Origin of the sequence: Anaerococcus groningensis, assembly GCF_046365465.1 — a bacterium.
Taxonomy (GTDB): Bacteria; Bacillota; Clostridia; order Tissierellales; family Peptoniphilaceae; genus Anaerococcus; species Anaerococcus groningensis.
On the sequence record NZ_JBGMEG010000005.1, the window covers coordinates 1 to 23,050 of the forward strand.

At 31.7% G+C, this 23,050-nt stretch carries 22 protein-coding genes; 2 read left to right on the forward strand and 20 right to left on the reverse strand.

The features are described 5' to 3' along the window. Nucleotides 1-125: 125 nt before the first annotated feature. The 17 genes from AB9Q04_RS03910 to AB9Q04_RS03990 all read right to left on the reverse strand — a co-directional run bounded on the left by AB9Q04_RS03910 (nucleotide 126) and on the right by AB9Q04_RS03990 (nucleotide 18,764). Nucleotides 126-257, reverse strand: coding sequence for a hypothetical protein (locus AB9Q04_RS03910; protein ID WP_410024073.1), 132 nt, complete (start codon nucleotides 255-257; stop codon nucleotides 126-128). Nucleotides 258-439: 182 nt separating this feature from the next. Then, nucleotides 440-1,990, reverse strand: coding sequence for an NAD(P)/FAD-dependent oxidoreductase (locus AB9Q04_RS03915; protein ID WP_410024074.1), 1,551 nt, complete (start codon nucleotides 1,988-1,990; stop codon nucleotides 440-442). 45 nt (nucleotides 1,991-2,035) lie between these two features. Further along, nucleotides 2,036-3,133, reverse strand: coding sequence for a tetratricopeptide repeat protein (locus AB9Q04_RS03920; protein ID WP_410024075.1), 1,098 nt, complete (start codon nucleotides 3,131-3,133; stop codon nucleotides 2,036-2,038). 1 nt (nucleotide 3,134) lies between these two features. Beyond that, the gene (locus AB9Q04_RS03925) at nucleotides 3,135-3,821 is read right to left on the reverse strand and encodes a hypothetical protein (protein WP_410024076.1); all 687 of its coding nucleotides are present in this window, start codon (nucleotides 3,819-3,821) and stop codon (nucleotides 3,135-3,137) included. After that, nucleotides 3,821-5,518 carry an arginine--tRNA ligase gene (gene argS / locus AB9Q04_RS03930; RefSeq protein ID WP_410024077.1) on the reverse strand — a complete coding sequence of 566 codons (1,698 nt, stop codon included), beginning with the start codon at nucleotides 5,516-5,518 and terminating at the stop codon, nucleotides 3,821-3,823. Before argS ends, AB9Q04_RS03925 begins: the two co-directional genes overlap by 1 nt. A 9-nt stretch (nucleotides 5,519-5,527) precedes the next feature. Beyond that, complete coding sequence (locus AB9Q04_RS03935) at nucleotides 5,528-7,873, reverse strand: endonuclease MutS2 (RefSeq protein ID WP_410024078.1); 2,346 nt, start codon at nucleotides 7,871-7,873, stop codon at nucleotides 5,528-5,530. Continuing rightward, nucleotides 7,873-10,077: a peptidase U32 family protein gene (locus AB9Q04_RS03940; RefSeq protein ID WP_410024079.1), complete on the reverse strand. Its 2,205-nt coding sequence runs from the start codon at nucleotides 10,075-10,077 to the stop codon at nucleotides 7,873-7,875. Before AB9Q04_RS03940 ends, AB9Q04_RS03935 begins: the two co-directional genes overlap by 1 nt. Further along, a complete protein-coding gene (locus AB9Q04_RS03945; RefSeq protein WP_410024080.1) occupies nucleotides 10,077-10,568 on the reverse strand; it encodes a cell division protein ZapA in 492 nt (163 codons plus the stop codon). The genes AB9Q04_RS03940 and AB9Q04_RS03945 overlap by 1 nt, the downstream gene beginning before the upstream one ends. An 8-nt stretch (nucleotides 10,569-10,576) precedes the next feature. Continuing rightward, entirely contained in the window at nucleotides 10,577-12,964 is a 2,388-nt protein-coding gene (gene pheT / locus AB9Q04_RS03950; RefSeq protein WP_410024081.1) for a phenylalanine--tRNA ligase subunit beta, read from the reverse strand. Nucleotides 12,965-12,972: 8 nt separating this feature from the next. After that, entirely contained in the window at nucleotides 12,973-13,995 is a 1,023-nt protein-coding gene (pheS, locus tag AB9Q04_RS03955) for a phenylalanine--tRNA ligase subunit alpha (protein ID WP_410024082.1), read from the reverse strand. A 234-nt stretch (nucleotides 13,996-14,229) separates the two neighbouring features. Continuing rightward, nucleotides 14,230-14,952 carry a TrmH family RNA methyltransferase gene (locus AB9Q04_RS03960; RefSeq protein WP_410024083.1) on the reverse strand — a complete coding sequence of 241 codons (723 nt, stop codon included), beginning with the start codon at nucleotides 14,950-14,952 and terminating at the stop codon, nucleotides 14,230-14,232. Continuing rightward, a complete protein-coding gene (rplT, locus tag AB9Q04_RS03965) occupies nucleotides 14,952-15,305 on the reverse strand; it encodes a 50S ribosomal protein L20 (protein WP_394012004.1) in 354 nt (117 codons plus the stop codon). The genes AB9Q04_RS03960 and rplT overlap by 1 nt, the downstream gene beginning before the upstream one ends. Before the next feature lie 18 nt (nucleotides 15,306-15,323). Further along, nucleotides 15,324-15,521: a 50S ribosomal protein L35 gene (gene rpmI / locus AB9Q04_RS03970; RefSeq protein WP_203128278.1), complete on the reverse strand. Its 198-nt coding sequence runs from the start codon at nucleotides 15,519-15,521 to the stop codon at nucleotides 15,324-15,326. Further along, nucleotides 15,511-16,047 (reverse strand): translation initiation factor IF-3, encoded by a 537-nt coding sequence (gene infC / locus AB9Q04_RS03975; protein ID WP_394012238.1) that lies wholly within the window; start codon nucleotides 16,045-16,047, stop codon nucleotides 15,511-15,513. The genes rpmI and infC overlap by 11 nt, the downstream gene beginning before the upstream one ends. Before the next feature lie 167 nt (nucleotides 16,048-16,214). Beyond that, nucleotides 16,215-17,072, reverse strand: a complete 858-nt coding sequence (locus AB9Q04_RS03980) for a DegV family protein (protein WP_410024085.1) — start codon at nucleotides 17,070-17,072, stop codon at nucleotides 16,215-16,217. Between the two features lie 14 nt (nucleotides 17,073-17,086). Further along, a complete protein-coding gene (locus tag AB9Q04_RS03985; protein WP_410024086.1) occupies nucleotides 17,087-17,941 on the reverse strand; it encodes a DegV family protein in 855 nt (284 codons plus the stop codon). Nucleotides 17,942-17,987: 46 nt separating this feature from the next. Further along, on the reverse strand, nucleotides 17,988-18,764 hold the full coding sequence (locus AB9Q04_RS03990) for an MBL fold metallo-hydrolase (RefSeq protein WP_410024087.1): 777 nt from the start codon (nucleotides 18,762-18,764) through the stop codon (nucleotides 17,988-17,990). 78 nt (nucleotides 18,765-18,842) lie between these two features. Between AB9Q04_RS03990 and AB9Q04_RS03995 the strand changes: the two genes are divergently transcribed. Together AB9Q04_RS03995 and AB9Q04_RS04000 are read left to right on the forward strand one after the other, a co-directional pair. Continuing rightward, a complete protein-coding gene (locus tag AB9Q04_RS03995) occupies nucleotides 18,843-19,331 on the forward strand; it encodes an aminoacyl-tRNA deacylase (protein ID WP_410024088.1) in 489 nt (162 codons plus the stop codon). Then, nucleotides 19,324-19,935, forward strand: coding sequence for a hypothetical protein (locus AB9Q04_RS04000; RefSeq protein WP_410024089.1), 612 nt, complete (start codon nucleotides 19,324-19,326; stop codon nucleotides 19,933-19,935). Before AB9Q04_RS03995 ends, AB9Q04_RS04000 begins: the two co-directional genes overlap by 8 nt. 42 nt (nucleotides 19,936-19,977) lie before the next feature. Here AB9Q04_RS04000 and AB9Q04_RS04005 read toward each other — a convergent pair whose 3' ends face one another. From AB9Q04_RS04005 to brnQ, 3 genes are all read right to left on the reverse strand, one after another. After that, nucleotides 19,978-20,340, reverse strand: coding sequence for a desulfoferrodoxin family protein (locus AB9Q04_RS04005; RefSeq protein ID WP_410024090.1), 363 nt, complete (start codon nucleotides 20,338-20,340; stop codon nucleotides 19,978-19,980). A 71-nt stretch (nucleotides 20,341-20,411) separates the two neighbouring features. Next, the gene (gene hisS, locus AB9Q04_RS04010) at nucleotides 20,412-21,704 is read right to left on the reverse strand and encodes a histidine--tRNA ligase (protein ID WP_410024091.1); all 1,293 of its coding nucleotides are present in this window, start codon (nucleotides 21,702-21,704) and stop codon (nucleotides 20,412-20,414) included. Nucleotides 21,705-21,748: 44 nt separating this feature from the next. Next, nucleotides 21,749-23,032 carry a branched-chain amino acid transport system II carrier protein gene (gene brnQ / locus AB9Q04_RS04015; RefSeq protein WP_410024092.1) on the reverse strand — a complete coding sequence of 428 codons (1,284 nt, stop codon included), beginning with the start codon at nucleotides 23,030-23,032 and terminating at the stop codon, nucleotides 21,749-21,751. Between the last annotated feature and the right edge of the window lie 18 nt (nucleotides 23,033-23,050).

The window sequence follows — 23,050 nt, forward strand, 5'->3', positions numbered from 1 at the left end:
ATAAAAGCTTTTTGATTCAAGCTCTTTTTATTTACACTGATCTAAAATCAATGCGTGATTTATTTCTCGGCCGTTCCGTCCTGCGACCACTCCGTGGAGGGTCCTCTTCTGGCCGGACTGGCCTATTAATCATCCTTAAAGAAATCAACTTGGTTAAAGTTGTCAATAACTTGTTTGTTATTTATTGATAGGTTGATTATGTTTTGTTTTACATAATCATTGATATTAAATTTCCTTTTAGATGTTATTTCTAACATCTGGTTCATCTTGTCGTTTGTTTGTAACGACTTTATTAGTCTACCACTAATTTTTGAACTTGTCAAGGACTTTTTAAAAGTTTTTTAAAAAATCTTCTTTGCTTAAGTTCACTCTCTTTCGTAGTGACTATAGAAGTATACACTCTATTTTTTAACTTGTCAAATATTTTTTAAAACTTTTTTTAAATTCTTGATAAAATGGCCTCAGCTGTTCTAATTCCATCTACTGCAGATGACACTATGCCTCCTGAATGGCCGCTGCCTTCTCCTACTACATATAAATTATTTAAACCCAAGGACTTATTTTCTTTATCTCTTATCATCCTTATTGGTGATGATGATCTAGTTTCTACTCCTGATAAGATTGCATCATCATCAGAAAATCTTTTTAATTTCTTTCCCATATACTCTATTGCACCTATAACCATCTCATCTATGATTGCTGGATATAGGCCACGTAGATTTGATAGTTTATATGCTGACTCTACTGATGGTTTTATTTCTCCTAATTCTTTTGTTGTTATGTCTTTTTTAAAGTCGATAAATTTTTGAACTGGTACTTTTCCATCTCCTAACTTATAGGCTTTTTTCTCTATTTCTCTTTGAAATCTCATGCCGTCTAATAAATTACTCCCATAGATTTCTTCTCCTATGGTTACTATTAGGGCAGCATTGGAATTTTCTCCATCTCGGTCATGGTAGCTCATGCCATTTACACAGGTCATGTTTTCTTCACTGCTAGCATTTACTACATAGCCACCTGGACACATGCAAAATGTGTAGGCAGAAAGATGAATTTCTTTATCATTGTAGGAAAGGTTATAAGAAGCTGCGGGCAATTCATTGCCTTCTATATCGGTTTTTTTGCCGTTGTACTGGGCGTCATTTATAGCAGTTCTCTTATGCTCTATCCTAAAACCTACTGCAAAGTTTTTATTTTCCATTTTTATTTTACTACTTAACATTTCAAAGGTATCTCTTGCCGAATGGCCTATAGCTAAGACATAGGCATCACTTTGGATTTTATTTTCATTAATAGTAATATTTTCTACACCATTATCAGAAATATTAATATCATCTAAGTGGTGAGAGAAGTAAAACTCTCCCCCGTATGATTTTATTTCTTCTCTTAAATTTGTAATAACATCACGTAGCAAATCTGTACCTATATGGGGTTTAGCATCTATCATAATATCATCTGGTGCACCGTGCTTATGAAAAGTTTCTAAAACCATTCTTACTCTTGGGTCTTTACTGCGTGCAGTAAGTTTTCCATCAGAATAAGTCCCCGCTCCACCTTCCCCAAATTGGATATTTGATTCTGGATTTAATTTGCCAGTTTCCTTAAAGGACTCGATAGTTTTTATCCTATCTTCTATGGCTTCCCCGCGTTCGTAAACTTTTACCTTCACTCCATTTTGCGCAAGGATATAGGCTGTAAATAATCCAGATGGGCCTGTCCCTATAATAGAAACTTCTTTGGGTGGATTATTAATTTCTATTTTTGACTCTCTAAACTCAAACCTATCTGCATTTTTTATTCTTTTAAGTTCCTTATCTGTTGGATCTATATCTACTAATACTTGGTAGGAGAATTTAATCCCTTTTCTAGAATCAATGGATTTTCTATAGATTTCGTAGTCAAAGTCTTTTTTATTTATTAATCTAGATATTTTTTGTCTTAATTTATCAGGATTATCTGATTCTAGAATAATATTTCTAATTATAATCATAAAGCCTCTTTCATTTTTCTCATTTAAAAAGACCGCAATGGGTCTTTAAATTTTGTACTGGTCTTTGATTGTCAATAGATTGCCCCTAATCTCATCTGTTAGGTCATCATAGGTAAGAAGTTCGTCTATATCTTCTTTGGCCTTACCTATATTTCCAAGTGTCAGATTAATTTGAATCTTGTTATAAGTAAGTCTTGGATCTTGGGGGAACTTCTCCAAACCTTCTGCAATTACACTAAGGGCATCAACTTGTCTATCGCTTAGGTATAAAGAAATCGCGTAGTCATTATAAAGTTCTCTAAATTCTGCTCCAGTATCTAGAGAATTTTCAAAGGCCATAATCGAGTTTTCGTATTGGCCTATATTTTGATAGGCTACTCCCAAATAATAATAGGCATCTGCTCGTTTTTTGTTAGAAAGTAAGCCTGTAAGCTTTTTAATAGCACTATTGTAATCGCCCTTGCCTATAAAATATAAAGATTCTTCTATTTCTGCATTATCATTTATTTCAGTTAGTTTATCTCTTATTTCATCTTGGGCCTCTGGGGCTTCTGTTTTTTGCAAGGCATTGTTATAAAAACTACGGGCCTTAATGTATTCTCCTAAATTTGCATAAATATTTCCTAGTTCATAGTAAGAAATTGCAAAATTTTCATCTTCTACAAGAGTTTTTTGTAAAATATCTAGGGCTTCCCTTATAAAATCCTCCTTGTACTTATCTTCTACTTCATAGGCACTTGGCCATAAAAATCTTGCATAAAGATAGGCATTATAATTATCAGCAGGATTAAGAATATAGCCACCTCTTAAAAGTAAAAGAGCCTTGTTGATATCAAAATCAGCAACTGCAATGGCTTTGCTTGAAGCGTACCTACTAATATCATCTAAAAACTGGGTGAGGATAACTTTATATTCTTCATTATGGAGAAAATCTTGATCTGCTCCTATATTTATAAGCATCCCATCTAAGAAATTTTCTAGTTCTATCTTCTCGCTCATAGATCCAGTCATAATCCCGCTTTGGATATCATCTACATAAATTGGCAGAGGTATATCAGCTAATACAGGGTAATCACTAGTTTCTTTTAAATCTAGGTAGGCAAGATTTTCTGTAAAAGTTCTAAAATAATTGTCTAGTCTCATCTTAACCTCTCATAAATTTTCTTTGACGGTAGGAGTGTTTATCTAAATATTTAAATAAATGACCCCTTACTAAATAAAATATCAAATCAATAATAGCAATTAATAAAATATACATGGCCCTACTTGTAAAACCAACGCTGCTATTTAGAGTAAGTTTTGCTATAATAATTAAGCAAATTAGACAAAATATTCCATAAGTTAGGATGTTATCGCAAACAAATTTGGCAGATTTCTTAAGGGCATCTGTTCCTGCGTTGCCATTTATATAGACTTCTTCTAGTAAGGCGGACATTAAAAAGTGAAAGGCTACATATAAAAATAACTTAATATCTGGATAACCTGGCAGTAGGTTAATAATCATCTCTATTAGATAAAAATAAAAAAATGTGCTTAGTATAGGCTGCCAAAAGTTATTTATAGAATTACCTATAGACTTTTTACCAGTATTGCCATAAACAACAACTGATCGCATGGATTGGGCAACAAAGCATAGGAGGGCTACTTCAATAAAGTAATTAATAAGCCCTCCTAAAAAACCTCCACCTATAATAGATGTCATTCTGGAATTTAGAAAAGCAGCCCTAACTAAAAAAACAAAAAATGCTACATAAATTTTATTAAATTTACTAAAACTTTCTTTAAAAGCCTTACTAGTAACTTCTAAAAAGTCTTGAAATTTATCATTCATTACATTTTCTCCACGGTTTTAATACCTAATAATTTAAGGCCTGATTTGATAACTAAGGATGTAGCGTAGGTTAAGGCCAGACGTTCGTTTTTGATTTCTTCATCATCAACCATAATTTGGGAAGAATTGTAGAGTTTGTTAAAGGCTTTAGCAATTTCTGTTAAGTGACGAGTAACAAGTGATGGCTCATACTTTTCACATGCCTTTGTCACTACATCTCCAAAATCAGCTAAAGTTTTTACCAATGCAAATTCTTCATCTGTATTTAAGTTTTTAAATTCAGCTACATCAAAACTTTCTACACCAGCTTTTCTTAAAACAGATTTGGCACGGGCATAAGTATATTGAACATATGGGCCTGTTTCACCATCGAAGTTTAATACTTCATCCCAGTCAAAAACATAGTCTTTTATACGATTGTTGTAAAGTTCTTGGAATTTCACAGCTCCTATACCAACAATTTTTGCAGTTTCGTCTATATCTTCTATGTCAGTATTGCGATCTACCATTATAGATTTTGTTTTATCTATAGCTTTATTTAATACATCTTCTAGGAAAACTACTTGGCCCTTACGAGTAGACATGGTTTGATCTTTTAAACTTACCATACCAAAGGCAATGTGTTTGTTATCATCCCACCATTCATAGCCCATTAATTCTAATATTTTTCTAAGTTGTTGGTAATGAAGGTTTTGTTGGGTAGCAACTACGTATAAATTTTCTTTAAAATCATATTCTCTTTTACGATTTATAGCTGTACCTATATCACGGGTGATATAAGAGCTTGAGCCATTTGATTTTATAATGATAGCTGGAGTTAAATCATATGGACTTAAGTCTACAATTTGCGCTCCATCACTTTCTACTAAAAGATTTTTTTCTTTTAAAAGCTCAATACTTTCTGGAATAAATTGTGAATTGTAGCTTTCTCCATTGTAATCATCAAATTTTATGTCAAGAAGTCCATACACTCTTTCAAATTCACGAAGGGAAATATCCTTAAACCATTGCCATAATTTTGTAGCTTCAGGATCTCCATCCTCTAAATTTTTAAATTCGGCACGAGCAGCATCCATCATCTCTGCATTTTCACTTGCTTCTGTATTATATCTTACATAAAGTTTTAAAAGTTCATTGATAGGATCTTTATTTATAGCATCTTCATCTCCCCAGAGTTTGTAAGCTGCAATCATAGTTCCAAATTGTGTTCCATAATCACCTAGGTAGTTTGTAGCTATGACATTGTAGCCTAAAAATTCGTGGATATTTCTAATGGCATCACCTTGAACTGTTGACCTTATATGACCAATATGGAAAGGCTTAGCTATATTTACTGACGAAAAGTCAATTACTATATTTTTGCCCTTACCCTCATCACTTTTACCAAAGTCTTCTTTTTTTTCTAAAATCTCATTTAATACTGAGTTTTCATAAAGATTTCTATCTACATAAAAGTTTAGGTAGGCATTTAAGTTTTCGATTTTTTCAAATTCTTCTATTTCTAGTTTTTCTGCCAAATCACTAGCTATTTGTGCAGGATTTTTTCTAAGAACTTTTGCTAGGGTAAAGCAAGGGAAGGAATAATCTCCCATGTCATCTTGTGGTGGAATTTCTATTAAATTATAAATCTCATCGTAAGATAAATTTATATCCTCATTTTCTAATTTTTTTGCAATTATCTCTTTAAAATCTTTCATTAATCCTCCCTACTCAAAGCTAACTATTGTTACTCCATAGCCGCCTTCTTTGTCATCGCCTAGCCTAAAGTCTGCGATTCTTTTATCATTTTCTAAATTTTCTGTAACACCATTTATCAAAGCACCTGTTCCCTTGCCGTGGATGATTTTTGCCTTAGAAATCCCTGCTAGCATTGCATCATCTAAATATTTATCTAAATTTCTCATGGCATCATCATATCTTTGTCCACGTAAATCAAGGGTTGGTGATATGTTCATTGCTTTTTTAGCATTATACACTTTTTGGATATTTTTTTCTGTTTTGCTATCACTTTCTACCTTGGTAACATTTTTGATATTTGAATCCATCTTTAAAATGCCCATTTGTAGTTTTATATTCCCCTTATCATCTGGCTCAGAAATTACTTCAGCTCTTTCATTGATTCCTTCGATAATTACTATATCTCCTAGTTTTAAGTCATCTGGAGCAGCATCTGATTTTCCAATTCTAAGTCCTTTTTGTTTTCTTTCGATTTTATTAGACTTATATCGATTTCTGATGTTATTTAAGCTACGGTCTATGTCAGAAGTATTGGCATTTTTAGATTTTTTGGCTTCTTTCAGCATTTCTTGAGATTCTGTGTTTGCTTTTTCTAAAATTTCATTTGCCCTATCTTCTGCTTCCCTAATGATAGCTGCTCTTTGTTTTTCTACTTCTTTTGACTTTTCATCTAAATCTCTTTTAGCCCTTTGGATTTCTCTCTTATAACGATCTATCTCTGCATTTTTGGCTTCTATTTCTTCTTTATTTTCTTCAATTTCTTCTAAGATTTTATTTACATTTTTAGTATCTTCACCCAGTAAATTTTGAGCATTTTTTAATATGCCTTCATCTAGGCCTAAACGTCTAGAAATCTCAAAGGCATTTGATTTTCCTGGAGTACCTATTTCAAGCTTATAGGTTGGAGATAGGGTATTTACATCAAATTCTACAGAAGCATTCATAACACCAGCAGTTTCTACTGCGTAGTATTTTAGCTCACTGTAGTGGGTTGTTGCAAATGTCATGATTTCCTTTTTCCTTAAATAATCCAGGATAGAAATAGCAAGAGCCGCTCCCTCTGTAGGGTCAGTACCAGATCCTAGCTCATCTAAAAGTACTAGAGAATTTGAGCTAGCATTTTCAGTTATTTTTACAATTTTTGTAAGAGATGCAGAAAAAGTTGATAAGCTCATTTCAAGTGACTGGGTATCTCCTATATCTACAAAAATATCATCAAAGACATTTACGATACTGTTTTCCTCAGCTGGTATATAAAAACCAGTTTGGGCCATAAGGGATATTAAGCCAACAGTTTTTAAGGATACAGTTTTACCTCCAGTATTTGGACCTGTAATTATAAGAGTTTTATAATCCCCACCAATTATTACATCTATAGGCACAACCTTGCCTGTTAAAAGTGGGTGGCGAGCTTGGTTTAATTTTATAATCTTATCTGTAGTTATTTTTGGCTTGGTATATTCATTATTTATTGCATACTTAGCCTTGGCTACTAGGAAATCTATACGTCCAATTAGCTTTTGGTTTTCTAAAATCTCTACATCAAATTTTTCGACAAAACGAGAAAGTCTATCTAAGATTCTTCTAATTTCATCTTCTTCTTTAAGTTCCAAATCTTTTAGCTGGTTATTTAACTCAACAATAGCAGCCGGCTCTACAAATATAGTATTGCCAGATGAGGACTTATCATGAATAATCCCGCCAATTACAGATTTTTTATTAGTTTTTACTGGCACTACATAACGCCCGTCACGGATAGATACTACCTTGTCTTGCAAGACATCATCATATCTGTCACTAGAAATATAGGAATTAAGTTTTGCTTTTATGTCAGCTTCCTTGCGTGCTTTTTGCCTGCGGATATTTCTAAGTTCGCTTGAAGCATTATCAGCTATTTCATCTTCGCTAATGATAGATCTTTCTATTTCATCTTTAATAAAATCATTGGTAGAAATTCTAGCAAATAAATCTTTGATGTATGGCTCTTCTATGTCTTTGCCATAATCTTTTAAATATTCAGCTACTCTTAAAAGATCATTTACTTGTAATAGTTCATAAGGTTCTAGGATTCCCCTTTTTCTAACATAACCAATCATAGCAGTAAAGTCATAAAGACCAAATAAATCTATATTGCCAAAACGCGAAATAACTCCTACCATTTGTGCTGTATTTTCTAATTCTTCCTTAATTTCATCAGCGTCTGTCATAGGAGCTAGATTTAAAATTTTATTTTTTATCACACTTGAACGTGCTTGGCTGGCTACTTTTTCTAAAATTTTCTCATATTCTAAAACTTCTAAAGTTCGCTCTTGCATTAAATCACTCCTTTTGTGTAAGAATCGCGAATTTTTGCCTGGTTCATATTTAAAATATCATTATCATCCATTACTGAATATAAGAGTGAAACCTTATCAGAAAATTTATCACTGTCAAAACGACTTGGTTTTTCTGGATATATTTTAGAATAATCTCCATAACGGATTACTTTCATTTTTTCTCCATCATGAGATTCTAAAACTCCCTTATTAAACCTACAAGTTTCACATCCAGATAGACCACATTTTTTGATTACAGAAAATGGGCAATGGCGCATATTCATAAGTTCAATCCTAGAATATACTAAAGCCTCTACAGCTTGATTTTGACTAATATTATTTATAATATCAAGGTCAGCTTCGCTTGATACACAAATATTTTCTGCAAAACCCTTATAAAAATTTGCAGTATAGGAATTAAATATATTTAAATATCTACCAATTCTTATTTTTATATCATTATTTGTAAAATCATCAATAAAGGCTAGATCTCTGTAGTTATTGCAAATAACCCCTTTTATACCATTTGCTTTTATATAAGAAATTAAATTATCTATCTTATATTCATCATGGGCATCTAGATTTAAATATAAGTCATTTCCCCTATATTTTTCACCAAAAGACCTAATATAGACATTGTCAAAATCATTTAATAATTCATTGGATATATTATCTGTAAGGAGCTCTATATTTCTCTCACTTTTATGATTTTGCTCCTTTTCTATCTGTGGTAAATCAATTTCTATTTCATCTCTATGGAAGTATTTTAATATTTCTTCTTCTAGTAGGGATACTCCCATCCTACGACACTCATTTATATCTTTTTTTCTTAAAAATATACCTTCATCAATGTCAATATTTATTGCACTTGGACTAAAAATTTCATCATTAAATTTTTCCAGATTTTCTTTTATATCTTCTGTTGTAAGGGAAACATTTTTTGCTTCCTCTATTGTTACTGGATGAGTGTAGCTTGCTGATGTATCTTTATAAGTAAGTGTTATTTGTGGATTTTCTCCAAGATGGGCCTTAAAATCAATTTTTATCGGTAAATTTCTATAAGCTTCTAGGGCATGGTCCTTTTGGTTTGTAACCTTATTTGAATTTACAATAAGTACATCAGAATCTATAGCTGCATCTGGGTATTTTTCCAAAAATATTTTTTCATTTGCTTTATAATCTCTAGTTATAGTAAAAGGTAATTTTTTTCCTTTATCTGTAGTAATTTCTAGGTTATCTCCTAAATATAAATCAGAATTACTTATAAAATATTTTTTACCTTTCTTGGATGAAACTTTTCCCACACTTCTATGTTTGTTATCATCTTTTAAAGTTATATAATCTCTTTTTTGGCCAAAGATAAACCCCTTTGTATAGCCTCTATTTGAGCTATCTAATATTTGATTTTTATCATAAGTACTTTCTTCGATTTTGCTTTTGTAATTAGCTACTGCTGCAAAAACATATTCTGGAGTTTTCATACGACCTTCAATTTTTAGACAGTCTACTCCTATTTCTATCAGCTCATCTAGGTTATCAATAGCATTTAGGTCCTTCATATTTAAATAATAATCATCACCTAAAACCTTGCCACCAGATATTAATTTATATTTTTGCCTGCACGGACCAGCACATCTGCCACGATTTGCAGATCTGCCTCCAAAATAAGAGCTCATCAGACATTCGCCAGAAAAACTCACGCAAAGTGACCCGTGAACAAATACTTCTGTTTCAACGGGTAAGCTTGCAATTTTTCTAATTTCATCTACTGGAGTTTCTCGTGCTATTACAATTCTATCAAAGCCTAAATCAGCAAGATATTTTGCTCCAAAATATTCTCTAACTGCCATTTGTGTTGATGCGTGAAGCTCCATGCCAGGGACCTTATCTTTTATAATAGAAAAAAATCCCAAGTCTTGGATAATTAAGCCATCTACTCCATATTCATAAAGTTTTTCTACATAGGAAATCGCCTTTGTCATTTCATTATCTTTTATCAAGGTATTCATAGTAATAAATACTCTTTTGCCAAAAAGATGGATGTAGTCAATGGTTTCTTTTATATTTTCTAAGGTAAAATTTTCTGCATAAGCGCGCGCCCCAAAATCATCTAAGGCTAGATAAAAACTATCAGCTCCTGCAGCAAGACCTGCATAAAGCATATCGGCCTTACCTACTGGAGCTAATACTTCTGGTTTTTTCATTAAATAGACCCCTTTAATTGGTCATTTTCTGCTTTAAGGTTTACTGCTTCTTTTTGTAGTCTTTCAATTTCTTTTCTTAATTTATCTATTGTTTTTTCACTTTCTTCGTTTACTTTTACCTTCTTATTTAGAGATTCATTGTCATCTTCTAAAACTTTTATTTTATTTGAAAGTTCATCTACTTTTTCAATTAATTCATCATTATGGGCTACAGCCTTTTTGTAATTTTCTACAAGGCTTGGGTAGTTTTCCATAGCTTCAGATGAGTCTTCTTTTAGATTTTTGTATCTATTGCCTACATGGTAAAGGTCGTTGGCAATATTTATACTTGCTAAAACAAGTTCCCTGTCATAGCTTAGTTTATTTGATTTTACTTCTGCAATTTTACCACTAACATAAGCAGCTATATCTTTTATTTGTTCTTCGCTTTCGTCGGTAACAAGGGTATAGCTTGCCCCATCTATTTCTACTTGAACTTTTTTTTCGCTCACTTTTGCTCCTAACTACGTAATACTATGCCTGATTTTTCTAAATCAGCTAATATATTTTCTTCTATATCTTTTATATCTTCTTCTTTTAAAGTTTTATCATTGTCCCTATATTCTACCTTGTAGGATATAGATTTTTTGTCATTTTCTATTTGGTCCCCTGTGTAAATATCAAATAACTCGATATTTTTAACAAGGTCTCCACCATTATTAATAATTGTATCTTCTATGAAGCTAGATTCAACATCACGGTCTGTTACAAATGAATAGTCACGGGTGATTGCTGGATATTTTGGAAGTTCAGCATATTTTCTATTTTTAATTCTTTGATTACCTATTTTTGCGAGGTTGATTTCTAAAATTAAAGCACCTTTTTTGATGTCGTATTCATCGCGTACTTCATAGGAAATTTCTCCCATAGTTCCGATAAATTCATCCCCGTAATAAATATCTGCACATCTTCCTGCGTGGAAAATAGGATTTTCTTTTTGGGTTTTATAGGTAAATCCATTAAATCCGACACGTGCCATAGCAACTTCGAATATATCTTTTAAATCATAGAAATTATAAGACCCGTAAAGACCCATAGTTAAAGTATCATTTTCGTTTGGTAAATCTGAGTCTGTTTTTTCAAATGTCTTACCAAGTTCAAATAATTTTAAGTCCTTTTGCCCGCGGTTGATATTTTTTGCAATCACATCTAGCATATTTGAAATTTGAGTAGTTCTCATAACTGAGAAGTCCTCACCTAGTGGATTTGTTAATTTTATATATTCTCTTAATTTTGAGTCTGCTAGCACACCCATTCTGTCAAATTCTCTTGGTGAGATGAAAGAATAAGTTGTAAGTTCCGCAAATTTTTGACCAGCTAATTCTCTTTTTAAATCATCTCTTAAAAGTCTAGCATCTGATCTAAGTCCCCTTTGCAGGCTAGAATAAAGTGGTTTCGGCTCTATGTTACCCATACCATAAAGTCTTACAATTTCTTCTATTAAATCTGCTTCGATTTCCACATCAGTTCTAAAGAATGGAACTTTAGCGCGGATAGTATTTTCATCTATATCTTCTACTTCAAATTCTAAAAGTTCTAGATTTTTGATAGCTTCTTCTTTAGTAAAATCTACTCCTGTTAGAGCATTTAGCCTTGATATGCGTAGGTCTACAGTTTTTCCTTCTGAATTTTCTTTGCCCTCTTCTATAAATCCACCAACAACTTCCCCAATTCCTAAATCTGAAATAATTTTCATAGCACGACGGCTAGCGAAATCTGCCATTTCAAGTGGAAGTCCTTTTTCAAAACGTGTTGACGCTTCACTACGTAGGCCAAGTTTTTTAGAAGTTTCTCTTACACTTGTGCTATTAAAGTTAGCTGCTTCTAGGACTATATTTGTAGTTTCATCAGTTACTTCTGTATCAAATCCACCCATTACTCCTGCTATACCAACTGCATTTGCTCCATCAGCTATAACTAGCATATCTGAATCAAGTTTTCTTTCTTCGCCATCAAGAGTTTTTAAAACTTCTCCTTCTTTGGCTTCACGAACTATAAGTTTTTTATCCGTTAATTTATCTAAGTCATAAGCGTGAAGGGGTTGGCCAGTTTCAAGTAAAACAAAATTTGTTATATCTACTATATTATTTATTGGACGCATACCTGCTAAAATAAGGTAATTTTGTAACCATTGAGGTGATTTGCCCACCTTTACATTTTTAGCTACTCTTGCAGTAAACTTAGCGCAATTTTCTGTTTCTATACTTACTCCATTAAAATAATCTTTTATATCTTCATCAATTTCTTTATAGTCAATTGATGGGAGAGTGATTTTTTTGCCAAAGCTTGCCGCAGTTTCTCTTGCCATACCAATAATTGATAGACAGTCAGGTCTATTTGGTGTGATTTCATACTCAATTACAGGAGTATTAGATGATAAAACTTCACTTACTGGAGTACCTGGTTTATATTCTTCATTTAAAATAATAACTCCATCTCTAAATTCTTTTGGAATTACATTATCAGGGTAGCCTAGCTCTGCATATGATGTAAGCATTCCTTCAGAGTTGATACCAAAAAAGTCGTGGTCTCCTATATAATCACCATTGTCCATGGTTGTCCCACTTGTAATTACAAATAAGTAATCATCTTTTTTTGTATTTTTTGCTGCAGTTATAATTGTTGCAGGTTTTTCACGTCCTATATCTATTTTTAAAACTTGTAGCCTATCAGCATCTGGGTGTTTTTCTTGTTCTAGGACATGACCTACAACTACACCTTCTAGGTCTGTTGTTCTGATAGTTACTTCTTCAACGTGAGATCCAGTTTCTGAAAGTCTATCTGTTATTGTTTTTAAATCTTCATCTATTTTTACGTAATTGTTTTGCCAAACTAAAGGTACTAACATGATTTCTCCTAAAATTGTTCTAAGAATCTTTTGTCATTATCATAAAGTAATCTGATATCATTAAGGCCGTATTTTACCATAGCAATCCTGTCTACTCCAAGACCAAAGGCAAAACCGGTGTATTTTTCACTATCGATACCGCAAGCTTCTAGTACATTAGGATGAACCATCCCTCCACCTAAAAGCTCCATGGACCAACCAGTATTTCCACAAGCTGGACAACCCTCACCACGGCAAACTGGACAAGTTGCATCTACTTCTAAAGATGGTTCTGTAAATGGGAAGTGGTGTGGACGATATCTTAGTTCCATATCATCTCCAAACATTTCTTTGATAAATGTTTCAAGCGTTGCTTTTAGATTTGCCATAGACACATTTTCATCTACAACTAGGCATTCTAATTGGTGGAACATCGGTGAGTGAGTTGCATCTACCTCATCATTTCTAAATACACGTCCTGCTGATACCATTTTTATAGGTAGTTTTCCTTCATTCATAACTCTAATTTGCATAGAAGAAGTGTGTGGGCGAAGTAATATATCATCTGTTATATAAAAAGTATCGCTAGTTGACCTTGCTGGATGGTCTGTTGGTGAGTTTAAATCATCAAAAACGTGTTTTACAGTATCTATTTCTGGTCCTTCAACAACATCAAAGCCCATATTTTGGAAAATTGTTTCTAATTCTTCTAGAGTTTGATTTATCAAAGCTAAATGTCCGCTATCATGATTTTCAAAGTGAGCTGTTACATCTATAGTTTCTTCTGCTATTTTTTCTTTTAATAGTTCTTTTTTAAGAGTTTCTGACTTTTCACTAAGAGCATTTTCTATTTCTGTGCTTGTTTGATTTATAAGCTTACCTGCCATTGGTTTTTCTTCATTTGGCAGTTTTGAGATGTTTTTCTTTAAATCTGTTATCACACCTTTTTTACCAAGGTAGGCTACTCTTATTTTTTCTAAATCTTCTAGGCTATTTGCAGCTTCTATTTCACTTTGAGCCTTAGCCAAGCTTTGCTTTAAATTTTCTTCCATTATTATTCCTTTCAATTTTGGTAATAAAAAAATTCCATCCTATAAAAGGACAGAATTTATCTGCGGTACCACCTTAATTGGTTAATATTAACCCACTTAAAAGCTTATAACGCAGCAAATCGTATCAATTACTAATTTCATATCAAGCTTCATCGGTGAATATATTTAGCCGTAACCTTGAGAGCTTCCATCATCCCCTCTTGCTGGTAAAGAATAGCTAAAGTTTTTTCCGAATCATAAGCTAAGATTATTCATTAAAATACTAGCAGCAATAGCTGCATTTAAGGATTCTATTTTCCCTTTCATAGGAATTTTAACAAATATATCTGTCATAGATTTTATTTTATCTGACAAACCATTTGCTTCATTTCCTATTACTAAGATAATATCCTCATCAATCTTACATGTATTAATATCATACCCGCTCATGTCGGCTGCTACCAATTTATAAGATTTTTTTAACAAAGCTATATCATCATAGCTAGTTTGTTTTATATTTAATCTAAAAATGGAGCCCATTGAGGCTCTTAAAGTTTTTTCGTTATATATATCAACTGTATTTGGGGCAAGCAATATATCATTAAAACCAAAGGCTTCTGCAGAACGGATAATGGTTCCCATATTTCCCGGATCATTTAGACCATCTAAAAGTAAAACTCTATTTGATGAAATATTATCTTCTTTTTTCTTTTTAACCACCGCTGCAAATCCATCTGGTGATTTTAGACTAGATAGTTTTTTAAAAAGTTTATCATCAAAAATTATCTTATCTAGCTTTGTTTGATAGTCCTTATTACTTTCAGATAAAAAAATAAAATCTACATCAGCAGAAGAGATAGCCTCTTCTACCAATTTCTTAGATTCTATAATAAATTTATCTTCTATATCCCTATACTTTTTGTTTTTAAGTTTTGATATATATTTAAATTTTTGGTTGGATGTAGAATTTATTACCATTAAGCGTTTTGGTTAGCTAATTCTACTAATTTTGTAAATTCAGCTGGATTTTCTACAGCGATTTCTGCAAGCATTTTTCTGTTGATATCAATGTTTGCTTTTTTAAGGTTACCCATTAATTTTGAGTAAGTTGTACCATTAAGTCTTGCTGCAGCATTAATTCTAGCAATCCATAATTTTCTGAAGTCTCTTTTTCTGTGTTTACGTCCAATGTAAGCATAGTTTAAAGATTTCATTACAGCTTGGTTAGCTGTTCTGTATAGAAGGCTTTTTGAACCGTAGTATCCTTTTGCTTGTCTTAATACTTTTTTATGTTTTTTCTTAGCGTTTGTTGCTCTTTTTACTCTTGCCATTTTCTATTTGCCTCCTAATTACATTCCTAATAATTGTTTAACATTTCTTTCATCAGCTTTAGAAACTACTGTTGATTTTCTAAGATTTCTTTTTCTAGCTGGTGATTTTTTAGCTGTTAAGTGACCTTTGTATGCTTTTCTTCTTACAACTTTTCCACTGCCTGTAACTTTAAATCTTTTTGCAGCAGCTCTTCTTGTTTTATTTTTATTTGCCATTTTCTTCTCCTTTTGGTTCTAGGAACATTACTAGGGATCTACCTTCCATTTTTGGTTTTTTATAAACTTGTACTCCCTCTCCAAGCATGTCCTTAAATTTATCCATTAATTCATAACCTGGTTCTTTACGACCTAGCTCACGACCTCTAAATCTTATAGAAACTTTTACTTTATCCCCGTTGTTTAAGAATTTTTTGGCTTGATTTGCCTTAGTTTGCAAATCATTATCCTCAATATTTAAGGAAAATCTTGTCTCTTTTAACTGAGCATTCTTTTGTTTTTTCTTATTCTCTTTTTCCTTTTTTTCTTGATCGTATTTAAACTTTCCATAATCCATGATTCTAGTAACAGGTGGTTTTGCCTTTGGACTCATTAAAACTAAGTCTAGTTTTGCTTCATCAGCACGAGCTTGGGCATCTCTTAGTGTAGTTACTCCAACTTGGTTACCATTTTCATCGATTAATCTTACCTGGTCAGCTCTAATTTCATCATTTATTCTTAAATCTTTTATAGTTATACCTCCAATGTATAATTACATAAAAAAAGCGGGCACAAAGTACCCGTTCAAATTTTTAAAATCATCTTTAAAAATTATTAACCTACAAATTGTAATCGGCAGGTGAGTATCTGGGTACTTCTTTGTTGTCTATGTGCTATATAATACTAGCTTTTTATATTTTTGTCAAATCTTTTTTAATCAACTAATAAATATGCCACAGCATATATTTGAGGACCTACATGGACTGCTACTACTGATCCTGTAGCAGCTTTAAAAATTCCCTTGGCATTTTTTTCTAAATCATCCAAGTCATTTTTTACACCATCTAATATCTTTATATCATTACCGTAAAGATAGGCCATGTAATAATTTTCCTTACCAGCTAGTTCTTCTCTAACTTTTTTCACTGTTTCTATGTATGACTTTTCTTTACTCATTTTTAGCTTATATAAATCAAATTCTCCATTACCGTCGATTGACATAAAGGGTTTAAAGTTTAAAACTGCAGAAACTTTGCTAGCAGCTTTGCCAAGTCTGCCACCAGCCTTTAAGTATCTTAGCGAATTTATCCAACCAATGGCTATGGAATTGCCGACAGCTTTATTTAACTTTTTAACAATTGTATCAAAGTCAGCTCCAGAATTTAATAAATCATTAGCATACATTACAAGAAGTCCTTCTAAAATAGTTACTGTTTTACTATCGATAGTTGCTACTTCTAATCCATGGTGTTCTGCTATATTAGAATTTATTATAGTTGAAGATAGGTTGCTACCCATGCCAATAAATATTACTTTCTCATAGCCATCATCTTTTATTTGTTTAAAAATCTTGCTAAAATCATCTGGGCTTGGAGATGCTGACTTTGAAGAAAAACTAGGGTCCTCATCATTTAGTCTAAACATATCCTCTGGTGTGATATCTATACCATCTTTATAATATTTTTCATCTACAACTACATATAAACTGATTACGTAAATATTATTTTCTTTTATAAAAGATTCTGGTAAATTTGCGACCGTATCAGTCATTAATGCAATTTTTTCTTTCATTTTTACCTCAACAATCAGTCTAGTTTAAATAATCCAAATCCAAATAAGCCCGGTCCAGTATTTGCCCCAAGGGTTGGTGAAATTTGTATATTACAATATTTTTTGGCATTTGCTATTATATCTGAGAAAGCTTCTTCAAGCTTTGATGAACCCTCTTCAAATCCACCATGGCCGATAAAAAAGTAATAGTTTTTTATATTTTCTAACTCATTTAAGGCTATTTTTCTAAACTCTTTTAAAACTTTTTTTTCTCCCCTAGATATTTTTAAAAGTTTAAAGTGATTATCATCAGGGCTAATGGTTATAATTGGCTTTACTGACAAGGCATTACCAATTTTTCCAAAAGTTCTTGGAACTCTGCCCCCTTCTACTAGGTATTTAAAGGTATCTAGGGTAAAAAACACCTTAGAGTCAGTTCTTTTTTCTTCTAACTTATCTTTAATTTGATCAAAGCTTAAGCCCTTATCTATTAATTCTTTTGCATAAAGGGCAAAACATCCTTCTGCCATAGTAAGGCTTCCACTATCAAATACATAAGTCTCTAGGCCCTCTATATTTATCATGTTAAATAAATTGTAGGTAGAAGAAAAGTTTGCACCAAGGCTTATCATAATTACTTTTTCATAACCATCATTTTTGATTTCTTCTAAAAGCTTAGTAAGATCACCTGGTGATGGTGCACTGGTTTTTGGCAGTGAATTATTTTCCCTAACCCATCCATAAAATTCATCAGGGCTAATTTCAACTCTATCTTTAAAATACCTGCTATCTAAATTCACATATAAGGGCAAAAGATATATACCTAAATCTTTTGCTATATCTATATCAATATCAGATGCGGTATCTGCTAATATTGCTATTTTTTCCATAAATCTCCTAACTCGTTTTTCTTATTATCTATATATCATATTTGATTTAATCATCAATGTCTATCGTTATTTTTTGATTAGGTTCAAATATTTCCCTCACATCCGTAAATTCATAGCTAAAGCTTTCTTTAAATTTACTGGTAATTTCAAGCTTATCCCCGTAGTGCATTGGGAAAAATATTTGTGGACGTACTTCTTTTATAAAGATATCCCCACCCTTATAATAATTTTCTTCAAGTCTTGGATCGACTGGAAAGAAAGCAATATCTATGGGATGTTTTTTGATTTTTTCTACCTCTAGTATAAAATCATCGTATTCTTTTTGCATTTGATTTTCATCATAGCGTGGCCAAGCCCAAAAGTTAAGGTCGCCTGCGTGAAATATGGTCATATCATCTACATATAGTAAAATAGAAACTCCCCTATCAGTTGACCCAAAAGTTTTGATTTTTAAGGTCTTCCCGCTGTTAAGCCTTATATTATAGCTATTATTTTTACTTACTAAGTGTACATTTTTAGAATTGTATAAACTTTTTAGCTGGTCCATAGAAATTTTATCATCTCTTATGTAGATGATATTTTCATTTGATGGCAGCTTAACTATGTCAGAACTTAAAATATAGGTTTTATCTTTCATATCAGGCACTTTTAGTATTTCTGAAGTGTAGTGGTCGCTGTGGGCATGGCTTGATACAAAAATAACTTCTTTATCTTCTGGAATATTTAAAAGTCCTTTGTAATAATCAAAAATAATAAATAAATCATTAGTTTCCACAGTATAACAAGAGTGGTAAACATAGGTAATTATAATCTCTTCTTTCATATATAACTCCATTCTCTAAAAATTTATACCCAATAAGTGAATAATGATAGAGTATAATGAGAGAAAGGATGTGATTTAATGAAAAAAGAAATAAAAACAAATGCCATGCGTGCATTAGAAAACTTAGATATCCCTTATGAGCATATCGATTATGAATTTGAAGGGGAGTTTAAGTCTACAATTGATATGACTGAAGAAACCCACCAAGATATAAGCGTGGTATATAAAACTCTTGCAACTATTTCAAATACAAAAGATATATTTATATTTGTTATACCAGGTGCAGAAAATATTGATTTTAAAAAAGCAAGTAAATGTGTAGGAGTAAAGTCTCTAGAAATGCTGCCACTTAAAGATTTAAAATCTAAAGTAGGCTATGAAAGAGGTGCAACAACTAGCCTTGCTATGAAAAAAGATTATGATGTAATAATTGATGCCAGCGCCAAAGACCATGACTTTATAAAGGTATCAGCTGGTAAAGTCGGCCATAGTCTAAAAATAAAAGCAGAAGATTTAGCTAAGGCAAACGGGGCTAAGTTTTTTGATGTAATCCAAAATAATGATTGATATTAAAAAAAATAAAGACTATATAAAATATTCTTTTTTAAATGATAGGTATAATAGCAGGCTAAGGCTTTTAATAACCCTATCCCCTATTTTTATAGCCTGCTTTGATAATGGATCCTATGAATTAGAATTTTTAAAAAATACTATAGAAAAGTCAACATATCCTTACGGTCTATATCCAAAGTTTTTTGAAGGTTTTAATAGGGATTCTTATTTTAAAGCTTATGAAAATAAAAAAGTCAATGAAGATATAATTTTAAATAAGGATGGGTATGTAGATTTTTATGTAAATCCTATGGAAGAAAAATACGTAATAGCCCTTAAAAATTTAATTGAGGGCTTAATTTTGGATAGTGAGGCAAATAAATATTGGAATGACTACTTTAAGAAAATCCGAAATGACATAGTTATAAATGGCAGAAGATCTATAATTGCCAATGGCATCCAAGGATTTTACTTAAATAAATACGTCCTTGTTTGGATGATGGACTTATGTGATTATATAAAAGAAAATAATTATAATCTTTATATAGATATCCTGCCAATATATCACCTATCCAGTAATTTAAAGACTATAGCGGATAGTAAAAATCAAAATAAATAAAAAAAATCAGACAAGTTAATGTCTGATTTTTATTTTAGCTTATTAGTTTAATTCTGCTGAATTTTCCCATAATCCGTGGATATTGCAGTAGCTTAGGGCATAAATTGTACCTTTTTTGCCTGCTTTTATGTATCCTGTTGCACATGGAATTGTGTATAGATCATCTTCTCCGTGAGCTGTAAATTCAGATGAAGCAATTTCTACAGGGAATTGTGCATCTTCAGCTTGGAAAAATACTTTAATCCATGCAATGTGGTGTTCTAAAGTATTTGGGTGTTCGATTTCTGTTCCTACTGCAGCTCTGATTTTTACTTTGCCATTTTCTACACTTTCAAAATCAATTTCTGGAACGTGTTTTTCATTTGTCCAATCGCCAGTTTGTACTGTTTGTGTTAATAAAGTCATATGTACCTCCAAATATTTTTGATAAATCATTATCTACTACCAATATAGCAGGTATTTAAAATAAAATCAATCTAAAAATCTAAATTTTCTAAACTTTTATTAAATTGTTCCCCTGTTTCCATATTTTTTATTGAAACTTCATTTTTAGAAGCCTCTTCTTCTCCAATTATTACAGCATATTTAGCATTTATTTTATCAGCAAAGTTTATTTTTTTCTTAAACTTACCAGTTTCTAAGTAAATATCAGCTTTTTTACCTAAATCTTTTAGTTTATATAAGACATCTATGGCATAAAAGTTAAATTCTTTATCCATAGGTAAAATTAATAAATCTATCTTGCTAGATTTTTCTTCTTCCACAAGTCCTAGTTCTTGTAATTGGTAAAATAATCTAGTTAAACCTATAGACATACCAACTCCAGGCAAGTTTTGTTTGGTAAAGTTGCTGGCAAGATTTTCATACCTACCACCTGAACAAACTGATCCGATTGATTCGTAGCCATCTATAAAAGTTTCATAAACAGTTGATGTATAATAATCAAGTCCACGAGTAATAGCAAGGTCAATTTTTATATTTTTATCTGCCACTCCAAATTTCACCATGTATTCATAAACAGTTTTTAACTCTTCTAAACCTTCTAAGTATAAATCATTACCAGCAAAAGCCGCTAAATTTTCTAAAACTTTTTCATTATCTTCACTTGAATTGATAAATTCTAAAGTCTTATCAGCCTTTTTTTCACCGATTAAATCTATTAGTAAATCTCTAGTTTTATCTAGACCTATCTTATCTTTTTTATCAATAGTCCTTAAAACTTCAGTACTATCTTCTATATCAATAGAGTTAAAAAATCCATTTAATAATTTTCTGTTATTTATGTGAAAAGTAATATTTGGGAAATTTATCCTAGTAAAGGCTTCAAAAATCACTCTTGCTAGTAAAGCATCATTATAAATTGATAGGCTATTGTTACCAATTATATCAATATCTGCTTGGTAAAATTCTTTATATCTGCCCTTTTGATTACGCTCACCACGGTAAACTTTGCCGATTTGATAGCGTTTAAAAGGGAAATTTAAATCAGATAAGTGTTCTGAAACATATCTTGCAAGGGGTACTGTTAAATCAAAACGCAGGCTCATATCTTTTGAGTCACTTGCTATTTCAAAAATTTGTTTTTCCGTTTCTCCGCCACCCTTAGCAAATAAAATTTCGTTTTTTTCGATAACTGGTGTATCGATTGCTAAAAATCCATAATCTTTAAAAGTATCTTCAATTGTATTTTTCATCCTGTCAAAAACCGCTTGATTATCTGGAAGTAATTCCATAACTCCAGCAATTGTTGAAGGTTTAATAATATCCATCTATTCTCTCCTAGGCTTTTTTTCAATTATAACATAAATAATTATTAGACTAAAGTTTCTCCCTTTTCCCTATTTAAAAGTCCTATTATAAATAAAATAATAAAAGGTCCTAGCCACGGAAAACCATAATCATAAAGCGGTAGCCAAGAAATAATTTTCTCAAAATTTTCTCCTAAACTTGGATTAATCATAGAAATGTACATGGTTAGGGATTGAATTAAGGAAATAATTCCTGTGAGTCCTAGGATAATTTTTCTATAAGCTTTGCTTAGATTATAATTTAGTAAATTAAATACAATCATTATTAAAACTAATGGGTAAACAAAGGTTAGAAGTGGCAAGGTAAAGTTAATTATCCCATCTACTCCAACCATCGAAAGGATAATTGAAATGATTACTACTATAATCGCAGTTGTATTATAGGAAATTTTATCATTACACATCTTAGTAAACATATCAGAAATAGAGCTTATAAGGCCAATAGAAGTTGTAAAACAAGCTAAAACAATAATTGCTGCCAAAATATATTTACCAAACGATCCTAAAATCGATCTTGCAAGTACTATTAAAAGTTCTACTCTAGAATTAATATCAGGATAAGGTGTTGAACTTGTCGCTCCTAAATATGTAAGTGATAAGTAAACTAAAACAAGTCCCGTAGCTGCAACTAAGATAACTTGTACAGTTTTTTTCTTAAGTTCATTTTCATAACCTTTTTCTATTAAAGATTTTATTATTATAGGTGCAAAAACTATTGAAGCTAAGGCATCCATAGTGTTATAGCCTTCAATAACTGACTTGGTAAATGTATGTGACTTAGTTATTGAGCTAGGCTTTGGGCTACCAATAGGATTTATAATTCCCGATATAATCATAAAAAATAATACGATTAATAGTAATGGTGTTAAATATTTACCAATTACGTCTATAATTTTGTTATCAGTTAGTATGAAAATTAAAGTTAACCCAAAAAATAAAATAATGAACAAATTGTAGGAAATATTTATACCAGAAGCTATCATAACCTCCCCACTAGTAGCACCTGTACGAGGTATAGCTCCAAGAGGTCCAATCACTACTGAAATGATTAGTAAAACAAGATTACCCAATCTTTCTCCACCTATTTTTATAAATTCTTTTATATCTCCATCTTTCTTAGCCATAGAATAAACAGCTACCGAGGCAAGGCCAACTCCAGTTAAGATAAATCCAATACTTGAAATCAACCAGTTTGACTCGTAAGTTCTCCCTAAAAAGGGCGGGAAAATTAAATTGCCCGCTCCAAAAAATAAGGAAAATAAGGCAAAACCTATAAATACAATATCCAAAATAAAACTCCTATCCTT

Coding starts and splice junctions, on each gene's coding strand:
- AB9Q04_RS03910 (WP_410024073.1), bottom strand. CDS start 257: ATGTTAGAAATAACATCTAAAAGGAAATTTAATATCAATGATTATGTA.
- AB9Q04_RS03915 (WP_410024074.1), bottom strand. CDS start 1,990: ATGATTATAATTAGAAATATTATTCTAGAATCAGATAATCCTGATAAA.
- AB9Q04_RS03920 (WP_410024075.1), bottom strand. CDS start 3,133: ATGAGACTAGACAATTATTTTAGAACTTTTACAGAAAATCTTGCCTAC.
- AB9Q04_RS03925 (WP_410024076.1), bottom strand. CDS start 3,821: ATGAATGATAAATTTCAAGACTTTTTAGAAGTTACTAGTAAGGCTTTT.
- argS (WP_410024077.1), bottom strand. CDS start 5,518: ATGAAAGATTTTAAAGAGATAATTGCAAAAAAATTAGAAAATGAGGAT.
- AB9Q04_RS03935 (WP_410024078.1), bottom strand. CDS start 7,873: ATGCAAGAGCGAACTTTAGAAGTTTTAGAATATGAGAAAATTTTAGAA.
- AB9Q04_RS03940 (WP_410024079.1), bottom strand. CDS start 10,077: ATGAAAAAACCAGAAGTATTAGCTCCAGTAGGTAAGGCCGATATGCTT.
- pheT (WP_410024081.1), bottom strand. CDS start 12,964: ATGTTAGTACCTTTAGTTTGGCAAAACAATTACGTAAAAATAGATGAA.
- pheS (WP_410024082.1), bottom strand. CDS start 13,995: ATGGAAGAAAATTTAAAGCAAAGCTTGGCTAAGGCTCAAAGTGAAATA.
- AB9Q04_RS03960 (WP_410024083.1), bottom strand. CDS start 14,952: ATGGTAATAAATTCTACATCCAACCAAAAATTTAAATATATATCAAAA.
- rplT (WP_394012004.1), bottom strand. CDS start 15,305: ATGGCAAGAGTAAAAAGAGCAACAAACGCTAAGAAAAAACATAAAAAA.
- rpmI (WP_203128278.1), bottom strand. CDS start 15,521: ATGGCAAATAAAAATAAAACAAGAAGAGCTGCTGCAAAAAGATTTAAA.
- AB9Q04_RS03980 (WP_410024085.1), bottom strand. CDS start 17,072: ATGAAAGAAAAAATTGCATTAATGACTGATACGGTCGCAAATTTACCA.
- AB9Q04_RS03985 (WP_410024086.1), bottom strand. CDS start 17,941: ATGGAAAAAATAGCAATATTAGCAGATACCGCATCTGATATTGATATA.
- AB9Q04_RS03990 (WP_410024087.1), bottom strand. CDS start 18,764: ATGAAAGAAGAGATTATAATTACCTATGTTTACCACTCTTGTTATACT.
- AB9Q04_RS03995 (WP_410024088.1), top strand. CDS start 18,843: ATGAAAAAAGAAATAAAAACAAATGCCATGCGTGCATTAGAAAACTTA.
- AB9Q04_RS04000 (WP_410024089.1), top strand. CDS start 19,324: ATGATTGATATTAAAAAAAATAAAGACTATATAAAATATTCTTTTTTA.
- AB9Q04_RS04005 (WP_410024090.1), bottom strand. CDS start 20,340: ATGACTTTATTAACACAAACAGTACAAACTGGCGATTGGACAAATGAA.
- hisS (WP_410024091.1), bottom strand. CDS start 21,704: ATGGATATTATTAAACCTTCAACAATTGCTGGAGTTATGGAATTACTT.